The organism is Cupriavidus sp. 05N39, from assembly GCF_056397325.1.
Genome location: NZ_JBFTNE010000098.1, coordinates 17,467 through 33,601 on the forward strand (window position 1 = coordinate 17,467; position 16,135 = coordinate 33,601).

Genomic DNA, 16,135 nt, shown 5'->3' on the forward strand with positions numbered 1-16,135 from the left:
CGTATTGGCGCGGGCTGCGGCGCTTGCGTATGCTGTCGGGCAGTCGGCAATCTGGCGATTTCCGTCCGATTGTACCGTTACAATTTCCCTGCGTGACTCGCCGGCATCACCCGGAGGCGGGCGCAAAGACAGGAAATCACCGAGGAAGGAGCAAACATGAACAAGGTCTATGCCAGCGCCGCGGAGGCGCTCGCGGGCGTGGTTCGCGACGGCCAGACGATCGCGGTTGGCGGTTTCGGTCTGTGCGGCATCCCGGAGGCGCTGATTGCCGCCCTGCGCGACAGCGGCGCCAAGCAACTCACCTGTATCTCGAACAACGCCGGCGTGGACGGTTTTGGCCTCGGCCTGCTGCTCGCCACGCGCCAGATCAAGAAGATGATCTCCTCCTATGTGGGCGAGAACAAGGAGTTCGAGCGCCAGTACCTGGCCGGTGAACTTGAGCTGGAGTTCACCCCGCAAGGCACGCTGGCCGAGAAGCTGCGCGCCGGCGGCTCGGGCATCCCCGCGTTCTTCACCAAGACCGGCGTGGGCACCATCGTGGCCGACGGCAAGGAAATCCGCGAATTCGATGGCCAGCAGTACGTGATGGAACGCGCGCTGACCGCCGACGTGGCGCTCGTCAAGGCGTACAAGGCGGACCGCGCCGGCAACCTGGTGTTCCGCCGCACCGCGCGTAACTTCAACCCGATGTGCGCGATGGCCGGCAAGTTCACCGTGGTCGAAGTCGAGCACCTGGTCGATACCGGCACGCTGGATCCGGACGAGATCCACACGCCAGGCATTTTTGTGCAGCGCATCGTGCTGAACGCGAATCCCGAGAAACGCATCGAGCAGCGCACCGTGCGTGCCGCCAGCTAAGGAGAAACATCATGGCATGGACACGTGACGAAATGGCGGCGCGCGCCGCTAGCGAACTGCAGGACGGCTTCTACGTGAACCTGGGCATCGGCCTGCCGACGCTGGTGGCCAACCACGTTCCCGCGGGAATGGAAGTCTGGCTGCAATCCGAGAACGGCCTGCTGGGCATCGGCCCGTTCCCGACCGAGGCCGAGGTCGACGCCGACATGATCAATGCCGGCAAGCAGACCGTGACCACGCTGCCGGGCTCGTCGATCTTCTCCTCGGCGGATTCCTTTGCGATGATTCGCGGGGGCCATATCAACCTGGCCATCCTGGGCGCCATGCAGGTAAGCGAGAAGGGCGACCTGGCCAACTGGATGATCCCGGGCAAGATGGTCAAGGGCATGGGCGGCGCGATGGACCTGGTGGCAGGCGTGGGCCGCGTTGTGGTGTTGATGGAGCACACGGCCAAGAAGAAGGACGGCACCGAGGACATCAAGATCCTGGCGACGTGCGCATTGCCGCTGACCGGCGTGGGCGTGGTCAACCGCATCATCACGGACCTCGGCGTGATCGACGTGACCGAAGCCGGCCTCAAGCTGGTGGAAACGGCGCCGGGCGTGAGCCGCGAAGAGATCCAGAGCAAGACGGGCGCCCCGCTGCTCTGATGCGCTTTGCCGCGCCGGCCTTCGTGGCGGGCGCGGAGTGGCAATGAAAAAGCCCCGCGAGCTTGCGTTCGCGGGGCTTTTTGCTGGCGCTGCGGTGGCTTCGTCAGGCGCGGCGCTTGTTGTAGCTGGCGAAGACCGAGGCGCCACCGTCCGCGCGGACCAGCAGGACATCGAAAGGATCCTTGCGCGAACCCTGTTCCATGCCCGGCGAACCCACCGGCATGGCCGGCACCGCCAGGCCCGCGGCCTTGGGTTTGCCGGCCACCAGCCGCTTGATGTCGGCCGCCGGCACATGCCCTTCGACCGCGTAGCCGGCGATACGGCCGGTATGGCAGGAGCCGAAGCGCTCGGGAATGCCAAAGCGGGCGCGATAAACGCCGGTGTCTTCCACGTCGCGCACGGTGACGGCGAAGCCGTTCGCGCGCAGGTGCTCGACCCAGCCCTCGCAGCAGCCGCATTGTGGGCTCTTGTACACCTCGATGGCGAGCGGGGCGGCAGCGGTGCTGGCGCCGGCACGCAGCCCTAGCGAGACCGTGGCGCCGATGGCCAGGGTGCGGAGAAAGCGGCGCCGTTGCATGGTTTGTGCTGGTGCGCTCATTGCGCCACCCAGCCGCCATCCATGTTCCAGGCCACGCCGCGCACCTGCCGGGCCGCGTCGCTGGCGAGGAACACGGCCAGCGCGCCAAGCTCCTCGGGCGTAACGAACTGGCCGGAAGGCTGCTTCTCGATCACCAGTTCATGCTTGGCTTGCTCGACCGGGATGCCGTCCTTCTGGGCGCGCGCTTCCACCTGTTTCTGCACCAGCGGCGTCAGTACCCAGCCCGGGCAGATCGCATTGGCGGTGACGCCGGTCTGCGCGGTTTCCAGGGCCGTCACCTTGGTCAGCCCGACGATGCCGTGCTTGGCTGCGACATAGGCGGACTTCTGCGCCGACGCCACCAGTCCGTGGGCGGAGGCGATATTGATGACGCGGCCCCAGTCCTTGCGCTTCATGCCCGGCAGCGCCAGGCGGGTGGTGTGGAAGGCGGAGGTCAGGTTGATGGCGATGATCGCGTCCCAGCGCTCGGGCGGAAAGTCCTCGATATTGGCCACATGCTGGATGCCGGCGTTATTGACGAGGATATCGGCGCCGCCGAATTCCGTTTCGGCATAGCGCATCATGTCCTCGATCTCCGCGGACTTGCTCATGTCCGCGCCGTGGTAGCCAACGCGGATGCCCGCGCCGGACTGCGCGATCTCGCGCTTGGCGCCGTCGGCGTCGCCGAAGCCATTGACGATGATGTTGGCGCCCTGCGCGGCGAGTGCCTGCGCGATGCCGAGACCAATACCGCTGGTGGAACCCGTGACTAGCGCCGTCTTGCCTTTGAGCATGTTTTGCCCTCCGTCGGGAGATTTTGATGTTGGAATTGGACTGCGTGAACAGGCTGTCGTCCGCCAGCGGCAAAGGCATGGCGGCGCGAACCCGGATGCTGTGGCATTGTAACTGCTGCAGCGTACAATCCAGCTTTGCTTAACCTGGGCGCCGCCTGTTGGCGGTGCCGTTCTTGCTACCGTCTTGCCAGGGAGTTCAGATGTCAGTCAGCCCGCGCCTCGGCTTCGTTCAGTGCATCAGCCCGGCGGGTCTTCACCGCATGGCCTATCACGAGTGGGGCGACCCCACCAATCCCAGGGTGCTGATGTGCGTGCATGGCCTGACCCGCACCGGCCGCGACTTCGACACCGTCGCCGCCGCGCTGTGCGGCGAGTACCGCGTGGTGTGCCCAGACGTGGTCGGGCGTGGCCGTTCGGACTGGCTGGCGGACCCGCGCCGCTATGTGGTGCCGCAGTACGTCTCGGATATGGTCACCCTGATCGCCCGGCTCAATGTGGAGCAGGTCGACTGGTTCGGTACCTCGATGGGCGGCCTGATCGGCATGGGGCTGGCGGGGTTGCCCAAGACGCCGGTGCGCAAGCTGCTGCTCAACGACGTGGGCCCGCGCATCGCCGCCTCGGCGGTGGAGCGGATCGGCGCCTACCTGGGCCTGCCGGTGCGCTTCAAGACCTTCGAGGAAGGCCTGGCCTACCTGCAGACCATCAGCGCGTCCTTTGGCCGTCACACACCCGAGCAGTGGCGCGAGCTTAACGGCGCCATTCTCAAGCCGGTGCAGGGCGTGGAAGGCCTGGAATGGGGTTTGCATTACGATCCGGCGATGGCGCTGCCGTTTCGCGAGACCACGCCCGAGCAGGTGACTGCCGGCGAAGCGGCGCTGTGGCACATGTTCGAGGCCATCCAGGCGCCGACGCTGGTGGTGCGCGGCGCGCAGTCCGATTTGCTGACGCGCGAGACGGTGGCGGAAATGGTCTCGCGCGGACGCGACGTGAGCGCGGTGGAGGTGCCGGACGTCGGGCACGCCCCGACGTTCATCGACCCCGCGCAAGTGGCCATTGCCAAGCAATTTTTCCTGGGCGCGGCCTGAAGGCGGCCGCGGCCCGGATCCGATGTTTGAAGTCTTACCGACAACTAGAGTATTGCCATGAGTACCAGTGAACTGAAGCGCGCCCATGTGGGCAAGCGCCTGTCCGAATACGCGATCTACAACGGCGTGGTCTACCTCGCCGGCCAGGTGCCGGAGGTCGATCCCGGCGCGGATCTGCGCGGCCAGACCCGTGAGGTGCTGGGCCACATCGAGCGTCTCCTGAACGAAGCCGGCAGCGACAAGAGCCGGATCCTGTCGTGCCAGATATTTCTCACCGACATCGACCAGATCGGCATCATGAACGAGGTCTGGGATGAATGGGTGGTGCAGGGCAATACGCCCCCGCGCGCCACGGTGGAGGCGCGCCTGGCCAATCCGCAATACCTGATCGAAGTGGTGGTTACCGCCGCGCTCAAGTGAGGTTGGGGCAGCGAGATGGTGACGTCGACTGACCTGACCGGGCAGATTGCCGGCACGCCCGATTCCGGGCTGGTGGAGCGCGCCCTGGATTTCGTGCGCGAGCGTGGCAGCGAGGCGATGCTGCCCACCGGCGAAACCGTGTTCTCGCATGCCGAGGGCATGCTGCGCATTCTCGACGGGCTGCGCGTCGACGATGCCGCGCGCGCCGCGGCCTGCCTGTTTGCGCTGGCGGCGTTCGTGCCCGGCAGCGAGGTGGAAATCGAGCCGCTGTTTGGCGAGGAGGTCGCGAGGCTCGTCAAGGGCGTGAGGCAGTTGTTGCGTATCGGTGCGATCGCGGTGGGCCACAGCGGCGCGCCCGAAACCACCAAGGACGAAATCGCCGCGCGGCAGGAGCAGGTGGAAGCGCTGCGCAAGATGCTGCTGGCCTTCGCGCAGGACATCCGCGTGGTGCTGGTGCGGCTGGCCTCGCGCCTGCAGACGCTGCGCTGGCTGGCGCAGGCTAAGGCGCAGCCGTTGCCCGGTGTCGCGCGCGAAACGCTGGACATCTACGCGCCGCTGGCCAACCGGCTCGGGATCTGGCAGATGAAGTGGGAGCTGGAAGACCTGGCCTTCCGCTTCGAGCAGCCTGACACCTACAAGCGCATCGCGCGCCTGCTTGATGAAAAACGGATCGAGCGCGAAGGCTATATCGCGAGCGCCATCGCGCGGCTCCAGTCCGAGCTGGCTGCGGCGGACATCCGCGCGGAAGTGACCGGCCGCCCCAAGCATATCTACAGCATCTGGAAGAAGATGCGCGGCAAGGAACTCGACTTTGCCGATCTCTATGATGTGCGCGCCTTCCGCGTGATCGTCGACGACATCAAGGATTGCTACACCGTGCTGGGCATCGTGCACCATATCTGGCAGCCGATCCCGCGCGAGTTCGATGACTATATTTCCCGGCCGAAGTCGAACGGCTACAAGTCGCTGCACACGGTGGTGATCGGCGACGACGGGCGCGCCTTCGAGGTGCAGATCCGCACCCAGGAAATGCATCACTTCGCCGAGTACGGCGTGGCCGCGCACTGGCGCTACAAGGAGGCCGGCGCCAAGGGTTACAGCGGGCAGTTCTCGGCCAGTGAGCGCTACGACGAGAAGATTGCCTGGTTGCGCCAGTTGCTGGCCTGGAAGGACGATGCCGATCATTCCGTGGCGCACGACGAGTCGCCATGGGAGCAGCTCAAGCATGCGGCCATCGACGACCACATCTATGTACTGACGCCGCAGGCGCGCGTGGTGGCCTTGCCGCAAGGCGCCACGCCAGTGGATTTTGCGTATTACCTGCACACCGATCTTGGCCATCGCTGCCGCGGCGCGCGCGTGGACGGCACCATGGTGCCGCTGAACACGCCGCTCAAGAACGGCCAGACGGTGGATATCATCGCTGTCAAGCAGGGCGGGCCGTCGCGAGACTGGCTCAATGCGGAGCTGGGCTACCTGGCCAGCCCGCGCGCGCGGGCCAAGGTACGCGCCTGGTTCAATGCGCTCGATTCGCAGGAGACCATGTCGCAAGGCCGCGCGCTGATCGACAAGACCCTGCAGCGCGAGGGCAAGACCGCCGTCAACCTGGATGACCTCGCTACGCGGCTCGGCTTCAAGATGCCGGACGACCTGTTCGCCGCGGTCGCCAAGGATGAATTCAGCCTGCGCCACGTGGAGCAGGCGCTGCGGCACCCCGAAGGCGAGGCCGCGGTGGTGCAGAGCGAAGAAGAGGCAGTCACCAAGAAGAGCCGCGCCACCAGCGTGGCGCGCGGCGCCAAGAGCGGCGTGCTGGTGGTGGGCGTGGATTCGCTGATGACGCAGATGTCCAAGTGCTGCAAGCCGGCGCCGCCGGACGAGATCGTGGGCTTCGTCACGCGCGGGCGCGGTGTTTCCATCCATCGCCGCACCTGCCACACCTTCGGCCAGCTTTCGGCGCGCGCGCCTGAGCGCGTGATCCAGACCGAGTGGGGCAAGAAGAGCGATGCGGTGTATCCGGTGGACATTCACGTGGAGGCGATCGACCGGCAAGGGCTGCTGCGCGACATCTCGGAAGTGCTGTCGCGCGAGAAGATCAACGTCACCGGCGTGAAGACGCTATCGAGCAAAGGCGTTGCCCGGATGCAGTTCACCGCCGAGGTTTCGGAGGCCACGCAACTGCAGCGCGCACTCGGATTGATAGAAGATGTGGTGGGGGTCTTGCAGGCGAAAAGAAAGTGATGCTATACTTTCGTTCTCCGCAGGCTCGTAGCTCAGYTGGTTAGAGCACCACCTTGACATGGTGGGGGTCGKTGGTTCGAGTCCAATCGAGCCTACCAACGCATAGCAGTAAGAAGTAGCAAGCAGTACCGAAGCAGTCCGGTTCAACCCCGACAACCTGGAACGGAAAAGGCGCCATGTTCAAGACACAGCGAACTACTACCGCTAATTAGCGACAGTAGTCGAGGTGCGCCTTCGGACCCGGTGGATTGGGGTTAAATCGAAAAACAACGCAGCCTTGGCTGCGTTTTTTTTTCGTCTGTCGCTTCTTGGCTCCCTGATATCCTGCTCGGTCGCCGGTAAGTGCAACCGAGTGAAATCCCCGCTGCATGGTCCATGCCTGTCGCATGTGCCCGGCGCTATAAGATGCTTTTCATTCGCTTGCCGGAGGCATTGCCCCGGCGGGTGGATTCCTGATGAGGTGCAAGATGATCGCAATCACGCTGCCGGATGGTTCCCGCCGCGAATTTCCCGGCCCGGTGACGGTTGCCGAAGTGGCGCAGAGCATTGGCTCGGGCCTGGCCAAGGCCGCTCTGGCCGGGAAGGTGGACGGCCAGATGGTCGATACGAGCCATCTGATCGATCGCGATGCTAGCCTGGCCATTGTCACGGACAAGGATGCCGACGGCGTCGACGTGATCCGTCACTCGACGGCGCACTTGCTGGCCTACGCCGTCAAGGAGTTGTATCCCGAGGCGCAGGTGACGATCGGCCCGGTGATCGAGAACGGCTTCTATTACGACTTCGCCTACAAGCGCCCCTTCACGCCCGAGGATCTGGTTGCCATCGAAAAGAAGATGGCCGAGCTTGCCAAGAAGGACGAGAAGGTGACGCGCGAGGTCTGGAGCCGCGACGAAGCCGTGCAGCTGTTCGAGTCGATGGGCGAGAAGTACAAGGCCGAGATCATTGCCTCGATTCCGCAGGATCAGGAGATCGGCCTGTACCGCGAAGGCAAGTTCGTCGACCTCTGCCGTGGTCCGCACGTGCCGTCCACGGGCAAGCTCAAGGTCTTCAAGCTGATGAAGGTGGCCGGCGCCTACTGGCGCGGCGACGCCAAGAACGAGATGCTCCAGCGCATCTACGGCACGGCCTGGGCCAAGAAGGAAGATCAGGAAGCCTACCTGCACATGCTGGAGGAGGCCGAGAAGCGCGACCACCGCAAGCTGGGCAAGCTGCTTGACCTGTTCCACCTGCAGGAGGAAGCGCCTGGCATGGTGTTCTGGCATCCCAAGGGCTGGCAGGTTTGGCAGGCGGTGGAGCAGTACATGCGTGGCCGCCTGACGCAGGCTGGCTATGAAGAGGTACGTACGCCGCAAGTGATGGATCGTTCGCTGTGGGAAAAGTCAGGTCACTGGCAGAACTACAAGGAGAACATGTTTGTCACGGAGTCGGAAAAGCGCGACTACGCGATCAAGCCGATGAACTGCCCCGGCCATGTGCAGATCTTCAACCATGGCCTGCGCTCCTATCGCGACCTGCCGCTGCGTCTCGCCGAGTTCGGTGCCTGCCATCGCAATGAGCCCTCGGGCGCACTGCATGGCCTGATGCGCGTACGCGGTTTTGTGCAGGATGATGCGCACATTTTCTGCACGGAAGAGCAGATCGTGGCGGAGGCGAAGGCGTTCAATGCGCGCCTGCGGCGTGGAGTGGGAAGAACTGCCGGGCGAGGGCGCCTTCTACGGTCCCAAGGTGGAATACCATATCAAGGACGCAATCGGCCGTTCCTGGCAATGCGGCACGCTGCAACTGGACCTGGTGCTGCCGGAGCGCCTGGACGCCGAGTACGTTTCGGAGGATAACTCGCGCAAGCGTCCGGTGATGCTGCATCGGGCTATCCTGGGCTCTTTCGAGCGCTTCCTGGGCATCCTGCTGGAGAATCATGCCGGCGCGCTGCCCGCCTGGCTGGCACCGGAGCAGGTCGTGGTGCTGAATATTGCCGATTCCCAGGCGGAATATGCTGAAAACGTCGTGCAACTTCTGCAAAAACAAGGATTTAGGGCAAAGGCGGATTTGCGTAACGAGAAAATTACGTATAAAATCCGCGAGCATTCCCTTCAGAAGATTCCCTACCTGCTGGTAGTGGGCGACAAGGAGCGGGATGCCAGTCAAGTGGCCGTGCGTGCCCGTGGCAACGTGGATCTGGGTGTCATGCCCGTCTCCGCGTTTGTGGAGCGTCTGCAACAGGACGTTTCCAGCAAAGCCTGATGGGATGAGCACGGCTTGTTTTTTGTCTTCTTGAGGTAACGCAACATCGCTACAGACAAAGGTCATCGCATCAATCGCGAAATCAGCGCACCCGAATTGCGCCTGGTCGGGGTTGATAATGAGCAGCTCGGCATCGTCAAGTTCATGGACGCGCTTCGCCTGGCTGAGGATAAGGACTTGGACCTGGTGGAAATCGCTCCGACAGCGGTGCCGCCGGTTGCCCGTATCATGGATTACGGCAAGTTCAAGTACGAGGAAGCCAAGCGCGCGCACGACGCCAAGCTGAAGCAGAAGATCATCCAGGTCAAGGAAGTCAAGTTCCGGCCGGGTACGGATGATGGCGACTACAACGTCAAGCTGCGCAACTTGAAGCGTTTCCTTGAAGACGGCGACAAGACCAAGATCACGCTGCGCTTCCGCGGCCGTGAGATGGCGCACCAGGAAATCGGCGCACGTGTGCTCGAACGCCTGAAGGCGGATCTGGAAGAAGTCGGCCAGGTCGAGCAGATGCCGAAGATGGAAGGCCGCCAGATGGTGATGGTGCTGTCTCCCAAGAAGAAGAAGTAAGATTTTTGCGCGCCGCCGCGGCCCGGAGGGGATTCCTCCGGGCGCGGTGTCGTGCGAAAGCGGCGCAGGTGCCTCCGCGGCATCGCGCAACAATAAGTGGAWGCGGGTTTTGCAAGTGCTGGCGCCAGCTGGCCACCTGCATGCATGTCATAGAAGCTGGAGTTTTTCATGCCGAAGATGAAGACCAAGAAAAGCGCTTCCAAGCGCTTTACTGCGCGTCCGAATGGTTCGTTCAAGCGTGGCCAGGCCTTCAAGCGTCACATCTTGACCAAGAAGACCACCAAGAACAAGCGTCAACTGYGCGGCACCCAGGACGTCCATGAGACGAACCTGAAGTCCGTTCGCGCAATGATGCCTTACGCATAACCCTAACGAAAACGAAAGGAGCATTTCATGCCTCGAGTAAAACGTGGGGTCACTGCACGGGCCCGCCATAAGAARGTCATCGTCGCTGCCAAGGGTTWCCGCGGCCGYCGCAATAAYGTCTACCGTATCGCCAAGCAGGCGGTCATGCGCGCTGGTCAGTACGCATACCGCGATCGCCGCAACAAGAAGCGCGTGTTCCGCGCTCTCTGGATTGCGCGTATCAATGCTGCTTCGCGTGAGCATGGCATGACCTACAGCGTGTTCATGAATGGTCTGAAGAGGGCCTCGATTGAGCTGGACCGCAAGGTGCTGTCGGACATGGCTATTCATGACAAGCCTGCCTTTGCCGCCATCCTCAACCAGGTGAAAGCCACCGTTGCCTGATGCCGGCTCCGGGATGCCGCGCTAGTTCCTGGCGCGGCGCCCCGGGCGCAAGCACCGACCGCAAGGTCGACAGCATTTCCGCCGAATTTGCCCGAGCAGCGCCCGTCGCTGCAGCGGCGATTCAGCCGGACCTGCAGAAACGGGGCTCCTCACCRAGCCCCGTTTTTATTTCGAATGCCGTTTTGCATCGTGCCACCGCACGCCGCAAGACGACATCCGAAACGAAGCCCGCGCCGCCCCCGGTGCCGCACGGACTCTGCACCCACATCGCACCTAGTGCCAACCCACGCCCGGGCCCTGCGTGACCCGGACGCCAAATTTATCGCCGACCGCCGCCATGTCTCTGGATCCGGATCAAATCGTCGCCGACGCCCAGGCCGCCTTCGCCGCAGCCAACGATAACGCCACGCTGGAAAACGAAAAAGCCCGCTTTCTCGGCAAGACCGGCGCGCTCACCGAACTGCTCAAGAGCCTCGGCAAGCTTGACCCGGAAACCCGCAAGAGCGAAGGCGCGCGCATCAACCAGGCCAAGCAGCAGGTCGAGGCCGCGCTGCAGGCACGCCGCCAGGCACTGGCCGATGCGCTGATGAACGCGCGGCTGGCTGCAGAAGCCATCGATGTGACGCTGCCCGGCAGGGCGGTTGCCCGCGGCAGCCTGCATCCGGTGATGCGCACATGGGAGCGGGTGGAGCAGATCTTCGGCTCGGTTGGCTTCGACGTGGCCGATGGTCCCGAGATCGAAACCGACTGGATGAACTTCACCGCGTTGAACAACCCGGACAACCATCCGGCCCGTTCAATGCAGGATACGTTCTATGTGGACGGCCGCGACAGCGAAGGCAAGTTGCTGCTGCTGCGTACCCACACCAGCCCGATGCAGGTGCGCTACGCGCGCATGCACGTGGAGAAGTACAAGGGCCGCGAGATGCCGCCGATCAAGGTGATCTGCCCGGGCCGTACTTACCGCGTCGACAGCGATGCCACGCACTCGCCGATGTTCAACCAGGTCGAAGGCCTGTGGATCGGCGAGGACGTGAGCTTTGCCGACCTCAAGGGCGTGTACACCGACTTCCTGCGCAAGTTCTTCGAGCGCGACGACATCCAGGTGCGTTTCCGCCCCTCGTACTTCCCGTTCACGGAGCCGTCGGCGGAAATCGACATGGCCTTCGGCAACGGCAAGTGGCTGGAGATTTCGGGCTCGGGCCAGGTGCATCCCAATGTGCTGCGCAATATGGGCCTGGACCCGGAGCGCTACATCGGCTTCGCCTTCGGTTCGGGCCTCGAACGCCTGACCATGCTCCGCTACGGCATCAACGACCTGCGCCTGTTCTTCGAAGGCGACGCGCGTTTCCTGCGCCAGTTCGCCTGAGGCGCCCGCCGCGCCCGAGCACATCGTCACCGACACCACAGAACAGAATACTTACCGGATCAGAAGCGCCATGCAATTCTCGGAATCCTGGCTTCGCAGTTTCGTCAATCCCGACAAGATTTCCACCGATGCGCTCTCGCACAGCCTGACCATGGCCGGGCTGGAAGTGGAAGAGGTCGGCCCGGTCGCGCCGCCTTTCAACAAGGTGGTGGTGGCGCGCGTGCTTTCCACCGAGCGCCATCCCAACGCGGACCGTCTCAACGTTTGCCAGGTCGATGCCGGCACCGGCGAGAACCTGCAGATCGTCTGCGGCGCGCCCAACGTCGCGCCCGGCATCCTGGTGCCGTGCGCGCTGGTTGGCGCAGTGCTGCCGCCGTCGGAGACGGGTGGCAAGCCGTTTGAAATCAAGGTCGGCAAACTGCGTGGCGTCGATAGCTTCGGCATGCTGTGCTCGGCGCGCGAACTCAAGCTGTCGGAAGAACATGGCGGCCTGATGCTGCTGCCCGAAGATGCGAAGATCGGCCAGGACATCCGCGAGTATCTGGATCTTGATGACCAGGTCTTCGTGATCAAGCTGACGCCCAACAAGGCAGACTGCCTGTCGATCCACGGCGTGGCACGTGAAGTTGCCGCGCTGACCGGTGCCGAGCTCCGGCTGCCCGACATGAAGCCGGTAGCGGTGACGCTGAGCGACAAGCTTCCGGTCAAGGTGTCGGCGCCCGACCTGTGCGGGCGCTTCTCTGGCCGCGTCATCCGCGGCGTGAACGCGCACGCGGCCACGCCGGCGTGGATGGTGCAGCGCCTGGAGCGGGCTGGGCAACGCAGCATCTCCGCGCTGGTCGACATCTCGAACTACGTGATGCTTGAACTTGGCCGTCCCTCCCATGTGTTCGACCTGGACAAGATCCACGGCGGCCTGGATGTGCGCTGGGGCCGCAAGGGCGAACAGCTCAAGCTGCTCAACGGCAATACTGTCGAGCTCGACGAGCAGGTTGGCGTGATCGCTGACGACAAGGAGATCGAGAGCCTGGCGGGCATCATGGGCGGCGACAGCACCGCCGTCACGCTGGACACCACCAACATCTACCTGGAAGCCGCCTTTTGGTGGCCGGAAGCGATCCAGGGCCGCTCGCGCCGCTTCAACTTCTCGACCGATGCCGGGCATCGCTTCGAGCGTGGYGTGGACTACGCCACCACGGTCGAGCATATCGAGCGCATCAGCGCGCTGATCCTCGAGATCTGCGGCGGCCAGGCCGGCCCGGTCGACGACCAGGTTGTCAACCTGCCGCAGCGCAAGCCGGTGCGCCTACGTGTGGCGCGCGCCGAGCGCGTGCTCGGCATCGAGCTGTCGCCCGCGGTCATCGCCGACGTGTTTCTGCGTCTGCAGCTGCCGTTCACCCGCGAGCAGGGTGCGGACGGCGAAGTGTTCGTGGTCACTCCGCCGAGCTATCGCTTCGACATCGAGATCGAGGAAGACCTGATCGAGGAAGTGGCCCGCATCTACGGCTTCGAACGTATCCCGGCACGTCCGCCGATCGCCGAAAGCGAGATGCGCCCGACCGACGAAGCACGCCGCTCGACCCATGTCGTGCGCCACGCAATTGCCGCGCGCGACTACCAGGAGGTGATCAACTTCGCCTTCGTCGAAGAGAAGTGGGAGCGCGACTTTGCCAGCAACGACAACCCGATCCGCCTGCTGAACCCGATCGCCAGCCAGCTGGCGGTGATGCGTTCCACGCTGATCGGCGGCCTGCTCGACAAGGTGCGCTACAACCTCAACCGCAAGGCATCGCGCGTGCGGATGTTCGAAGTGGGCCGCGTGTTCCATCGCGACGCCTCGGTTGCCGATGGCGGCCTGACGGTGGCCGGCTATCGCCAGCCGATGGTTGCCGGCGGCATTGCCTACGGCCCGGCCTTCGAGGAGCAGTGGGGCATCGCCACCCGCCCGGTGGACTTCTTCGACGTCAAGGGCGATGTCGAAGCCTTGCTGTTCCCGCGCGTCGCGCGCTTCGAGCCGGTATCGCATCCCGCGCTGCACCCAGGCCGCGCCGCGCAAGTCGTGATCGACGGCAAGGTGGCCGGCGTGATCGGCGAACTGCATCCGCGCTGGCTGCAGGAGTACGAACTGACGCAAGCGCCGGTTGTGTTCGAGCTGGACCTGCAGGCACTGCGTGAAGTAGGCCTGCCCGGCTACACCGAAATCTCCAAGTTCCCGGCCGCCGTACGCGACCTGGCACTGGTGGTGAAGCAGTCGGTGCGCGTGCAGGACCTGCTGGACGCCATGCGCGAAGCCCTGGAAAAACAAGGCTCCGCCCGCTATTGCCAGAGCCTGGTGCTGTTCGACGAGTTCCGTCCGAAGGCGGCTTCGGCAGCCATTGGCGCAGACGAGAAAAGCCTTGCGTTCCGCGTGACCTTGCAAGATACTGGGGCGACCCTCCAGGACGAAACCGTCGATAGCGCGGTACGTTGCATGGTCGAAGCCGCCAGCGCTGCATTCCAGGCGCGGATGCGCGGCTGATCCACCAGCTGACATGACAATGGAGCGCCCGGACTTCCGCATCCGGGCGGATCGCCACACTGAATGACAATGAACGATCGACAAGCGTATCTCATGGCCGCAGCAATGGGCGGGGCAGGCGACCGGCAGGCAGCCTCCCATGATGACGAGACGTCCGACGCCCGCGTTGCCGAGGTGCCGACCCTGACCAAGGCCGAGCTCGCCGAAATGCTGTTCGACCAGGTCGGTCTCAACAAGCGCGAATCCAAGGATATGGTCGAAGCCTTCTTCGACGTGATCCGCGAAGCGCTGGAGCATGGCGACAGCGTCAAGCTCTCCGGCTTCGGTAATTTCCAGTTGCGCGACAAGCCTCAGCGTCCCGGCCGCAATCCCAAGACCGGCGAGATCATTCCCATCACGGCACGACGCGTGGTGACCTTCCATGCCAGCCAGAAGCTCAAGGGTCTGGTGGAAGAGCGGGCCGGCCTGGTGGCGGTGGCCGGCTGATCGTTTGCCAGTAGCGCGAGCACTCGTTATCCTGCTTGTCTCGTTTGTCCGCGCGCTATCCCGCGCGGACACCACAACCTCTCCCGGTACGGCCTGAAGCCCGCCCATTGACCGTATGTCGGAAAGATCCAGCGAACGCATCTTGTTGCCGCCGATTCCCGCCAAACGCTACTTCACCATTGGCGAAGTCAGCGAGCTTTGCGCCGTCAAGCCGCATGTGCTGCGCTACTGGGAGCAGGAGTTCACGCAGCTCAAGCCCGTCAAGCGGCGTGGTAACCGGCGCTACTACCAGCATCATGAAGTCCTGCTGATCCGACGCATCCGCGACCTGCTTTATGAGCAGGGCTTTACGATCAATGGCGCCCGCAATCGCCTCGACGAAGGGCGCCAGCACAGCCATGCGTCCGCGGAGGACGAGCAAGCGCTTGCTGCAGCGGCTGCGGATGAAGCACCGGTTTTCTCGCTCGACCTGAACAATCTGCGCAACGAACTCGTGGAAATCCAGCACTTGCTCGCGCAGCTTCAGCAGATCGCGAAGCACGAATAAAAAGTGCAGCAAGGACTAGCCAATATTGAAAAGCGTCTGATATAATCTTTTTCTTTCGGGGCGTAGCGCAGCCTGGTAGCGTACCTGCATGGGGTGCAGGTGGTCGGAGGTTCAAATCCTCTCGCCCCGACCAAATTAGAGCCCACGTAATCAATCGGTTACGTGGGCTTTTCTCATGTGTGGCTCAGCGCGCGGCGGGCACATCTTGGATGTCATCCAAGATTCGCCGCGTTCTGCGTTGTCACGTGGCCGACCTAGGGGGTGCACTTGCCTGAAATCGTCGTAGGTAACGAAAAAGACGCGCTGATGCTTCTAAAGCGTGCCCTCGAAGACCAACTCGGTGACAACGCCAATGTCGTGTTTAAGGACTGGCCGAAGATTCAGATCACCTTGAAGGGAGAGGGCTACGACAGCACGATCACCCCAAGCCTCATGGAGGGGTTGCTGAATGTTCAGCATGGTGTGAATCGCACCTACGCCAACTTAGTCCTTGACCAACCGGACGCCCGCCACCTTAAGGATGCCGAGCGGAAAGAACTCGAGTTCAAGGCGAAGGTAAAGCAGGGAAGTTCGATCATTGAGGTCGACCTTTCCGAGTTCGCTCAGAAACTCGTCACCGACCTAGCCGGAAAGCAGGCACCGCAAAAGCGTGTGATCTTTGGCATCGTGGGGGCAAGTCTCTGGGCTGCCACTTCGATGTCGAAGGCATACCTGAACTCACAGGCGAAGATCAGCACCACTGATGTTGAGGCGGACCAACTGGTCCCCATCACCGGCGAGGAGGAAGAGGCTATCTCGGCCTTCGGGAAGGCAGTTGCCTCGGACCAGCGCTTTGCCCTTGTCGTTGATGACGCGCAAAGTGCGACTGTGAGCTTGCTCCGAGGTATTTCCGATGCGGATACCATCGACCTCAATGGAGTGTTGCTAAAGAACGACGATGCCCGAGACGTCGTCGCGGTTCGACGGGCCGCTGCCGACGAGATCCAGCTAAATGGGAACTACCGGATTCTCAACGTCGATACAAGTAAAGAC

At 63.3% G+C, this 16,135-nt stretch carries 15 protein-coding genes, 2 tRNA genes and 1 pseudogene; 16 read left to right on the forward strand and 2 right to left on the reverse strand.

Translation table 11 applies throughout. The features are described 5' to 3' along the window. The first annotated feature begins 156 nt into the window (after positions 1-156). Together AC1DN0_RS32640 and AC1DN0_RS32645 are read left to right on the forward strand one after the other, a co-directional pair. Positions 157-858 (forward strand): CoA transferase subunit A, encoded by a 702-nt coding sequence (locus tag AC1DN0_RS32640; protein ID WP_045240052.1) that lies wholly within the window; start codon positions 157-159, stop codon positions 856-858. A gap of 11 nt (positions 859-869) precedes the next feature. After that, positions 870-1,508, forward strand: a complete 639-nt coding sequence (locus AC1DN0_RS32645) for a CoA transferase subunit B (RefSeq protein ID WP_428178738.1) — start codon at positions 870-872, stop codon at positions 1,506-1,508. Between the two features lie 103 nt (positions 1,509-1,611). Here the strand turns inward: AC1DN0_RS32645 and AC1DN0_RS32650 are convergent, their stop codons facing one another. Continuing rightward, on the reverse strand, positions 1,612-2,085 hold the full coding sequence (locus AC1DN0_RS32650) for a DUF411 domain-containing protein (protein WP_441627300.1): 474 nt from the start codon (positions 2,083-2,085) through the stop codon (positions 1,612-1,614). A 17-nt stretch (positions 2,086-2,102) separates the two neighbouring features. Continuing rightward, positions 2,103-2,879, reverse strand: a complete 777-nt coding sequence (locus tag AC1DN0_RS32655; RefSeq protein ID WP_441627298.1) for a 3-hydroxybutyrate dehydrogenase — start codon at positions 2,877-2,879, stop codon at positions 2,103-2,105. A gap of 200 nt (positions 2,880-3,079) precedes the next feature. Between AC1DN0_RS32655 and AC1DN0_RS32660 the strand changes: the two genes are divergently transcribed. The 14 genes and pseudogenes from AC1DN0_RS32660 to AC1DN0_RS32725 form a co-directional block, all read left to right on the forward strand. After that, complete coding sequence (locus tag AC1DN0_RS32660; RefSeq protein ID WP_441627296.1) at positions 3,080-3,964, forward strand: alpha/beta fold hydrolase; 885 nt, start codon at positions 3,080-3,082, stop codon at positions 3,962-3,964. A gap of 57 nt (positions 3,965-4,021) precedes the next feature. Then, entirely contained in the window at positions 4,022-4,384 is a 363-nt protein-coding gene (locus tag AC1DN0_RS32665) for a RidA family protein (protein ID WP_441627294.1), read from the forward strand. A 15-nt stretch (positions 4,385-4,399) separates the two neighbouring features. After that, positions 4,400-6,622, forward strand: coding sequence for a RelA/SpoT family protein (locus AC1DN0_RS32670; protein WP_441627292.1), 2,223 nt, complete (start codon positions 4,400-4,402; stop codon positions 6,620-6,622). Between the two features lie 21 nt (positions 6,623-6,643). Continuing rightward, positions 6,644-6,720: transfer RNA gene (locus AC1DN0_RS32675), tRNA-Val, on the forward strand. Between the two features lie 369 nt (positions 6,721-7,089). Further along, positions 7,090-8,866 (forward strand): annotated as a pseudogene (thrS, locus tag AC1DN0_RS32680) (threonine--tRNA ligase). Positions 8,867-8,911: 45 nt separating this feature from the next. Beyond that, positions 8,912-9,433 carry a translation initiation factor IF-3 gene (gene infC / locus AC1DN0_RS32685; protein ID WP_081488948.1) on the forward strand — a complete coding sequence of 174 codons (522 nt, stop codon included), beginning with the start codon at positions 8,912-8,914 and terminating at the stop codon, positions 9,431-9,433. Positions 9,434-9,601: 168 nt separating this feature from the next. After that, positions 9,602-9,799, forward strand: a complete 198-nt coding sequence (gene rpmI, locus AC1DN0_RS32690; RefSeq protein ID WP_477146307.1) for a 50S ribosomal protein L35 — start codon at positions 9,602-9,604, stop codon at positions 9,797-9,799. Between the two features lie 27 nt (positions 9,800-9,826). After that, positions 9,827-10,183, forward strand: coding sequence for a 50S ribosomal protein L20 (gene rplT / locus AC1DN0_RS32695; protein ID WP_477146308.1), 357 nt, complete (start codon positions 9,827-9,829; stop codon positions 10,181-10,183). A gap of 337 nt (positions 10,184-10,520) precedes the next feature. Beyond that, a complete protein-coding gene (pheS, locus tag AC1DN0_RS32700; protein WP_045240059.1) occupies positions 10,521-11,552 on the forward strand; it encodes a phenylalanine--tRNA ligase subunit alpha in 1,032 nt (343 codons plus the stop codon). Between the two features lie 70 nt (positions 11,553-11,622). After that, on the forward strand, positions 11,623-14,070 hold the full coding sequence (pheT, locus tag AC1DN0_RS32705; RefSeq protein ID WP_441627287.1) for a phenylalanine--tRNA ligase subunit beta: 2,448 nt from the start codon (positions 11,623-11,625) through the stop codon (positions 14,068-14,070). A 69-nt stretch (positions 14,071-14,139) separates the two neighbouring features. Further along, a complete protein-coding gene (locus AC1DN0_RS32710; protein WP_441627285.1) occupies positions 14,140-14,556 on the forward strand; it encodes an integration host factor subunit alpha in 417 nt (138 codons plus the stop codon). A 115-nt stretch (positions 14,557-14,671) separates the two neighbouring features. Beyond that, complete coding sequence (locus AC1DN0_RS32715; RefSeq protein ID WP_276288261.1) at positions 14,672-15,103, forward strand: MerR family transcriptional regulator; 432 nt, start codon at positions 14,672-14,674, stop codon at positions 15,101-15,103. 56 nt (positions 15,104-15,159) lie between these two features. Further along, positions 15,160-15,236, forward strand: a tRNA-Pro gene (locus AC1DN0_RS32720). Positions 15,237-15,370: 134 nt separating this feature from the next. Beyond that, a partial coding sequence (locus AC1DN0_RS32725) for a hypothetical protein (RefSeq protein ID WP_477146309.1) occupies positions 15,371-16,135 on the forward strand: 765 nt, incomplete at its 3' end.

Coding starts and splice junctions, on each gene's coding strand:
- AC1DN0_RS32665 (WP_441627294.1), top strand. CDS start 4,022: ATGAGTACCAGTGAACTGAAGCGCGCCCATGTGGGCAAGCGCCTGTCC.
- AC1DN0_RS32670 (WP_441627292.1), top strand. CDS start 4,400: ATGGTGACGTCGACTGACCTGACCGGGCAGATTGCCGGCACGCCCGAT.
- AC1DN0_RS32715 (WP_276288261.1), top strand. CDS start 14,672: ATGTCGGAAAGATCCAGCGAACGCATCTTGTTGCCGCCGATTCCCGCC.
- AC1DN0_RS32645 (WP_428178738.1), top strand. CDS start 870: ATGGCATGGACACGTGACGAAATGGCGGCGCGCGCCGCTAGCGAACTG.
- AC1DN0_RS32660 (WP_441627296.1), top strand. CDS start 3,080: ATGTCAGTCAGCCCGCGCCTCGGCTTCGTTCAGTGCATCAGCCCGGCG.
- AC1DN0_RS32640 (WP_045240052.1), top strand. CDS start 157: ATGAACAAGGTCTATGCCAGCGCCGCGGAGGCGCTCGCGGGCGTGGTT.
- pheS (WP_045240059.1), top strand. CDS start 10,521: ATGTCTCTGGATCCGGATCAAATCGTCGCCGACGCCCAGGCCGCCTTC.
- AC1DN0_RS32650 (WP_441627300.1), bottom strand. CDS start 2,085: ATGCAACGGCGCCGCTTTCTCCGCACCCTGGCCATCGGCGCCACGGTC.
- AC1DN0_RS32655 (WP_441627298.1), bottom strand. CDS start 2,879: ATGCTCAAAGGCAAGACGGCGCTAGTCACGGGTTCCACCAGCGGTATT.
- AC1DN0_RS32710 (WP_441627285.1), top strand. CDS start 14,140: ATGAACGATCGACAAGCGTATCTCATGGCCGCAGCAATGGGCGGGGCA.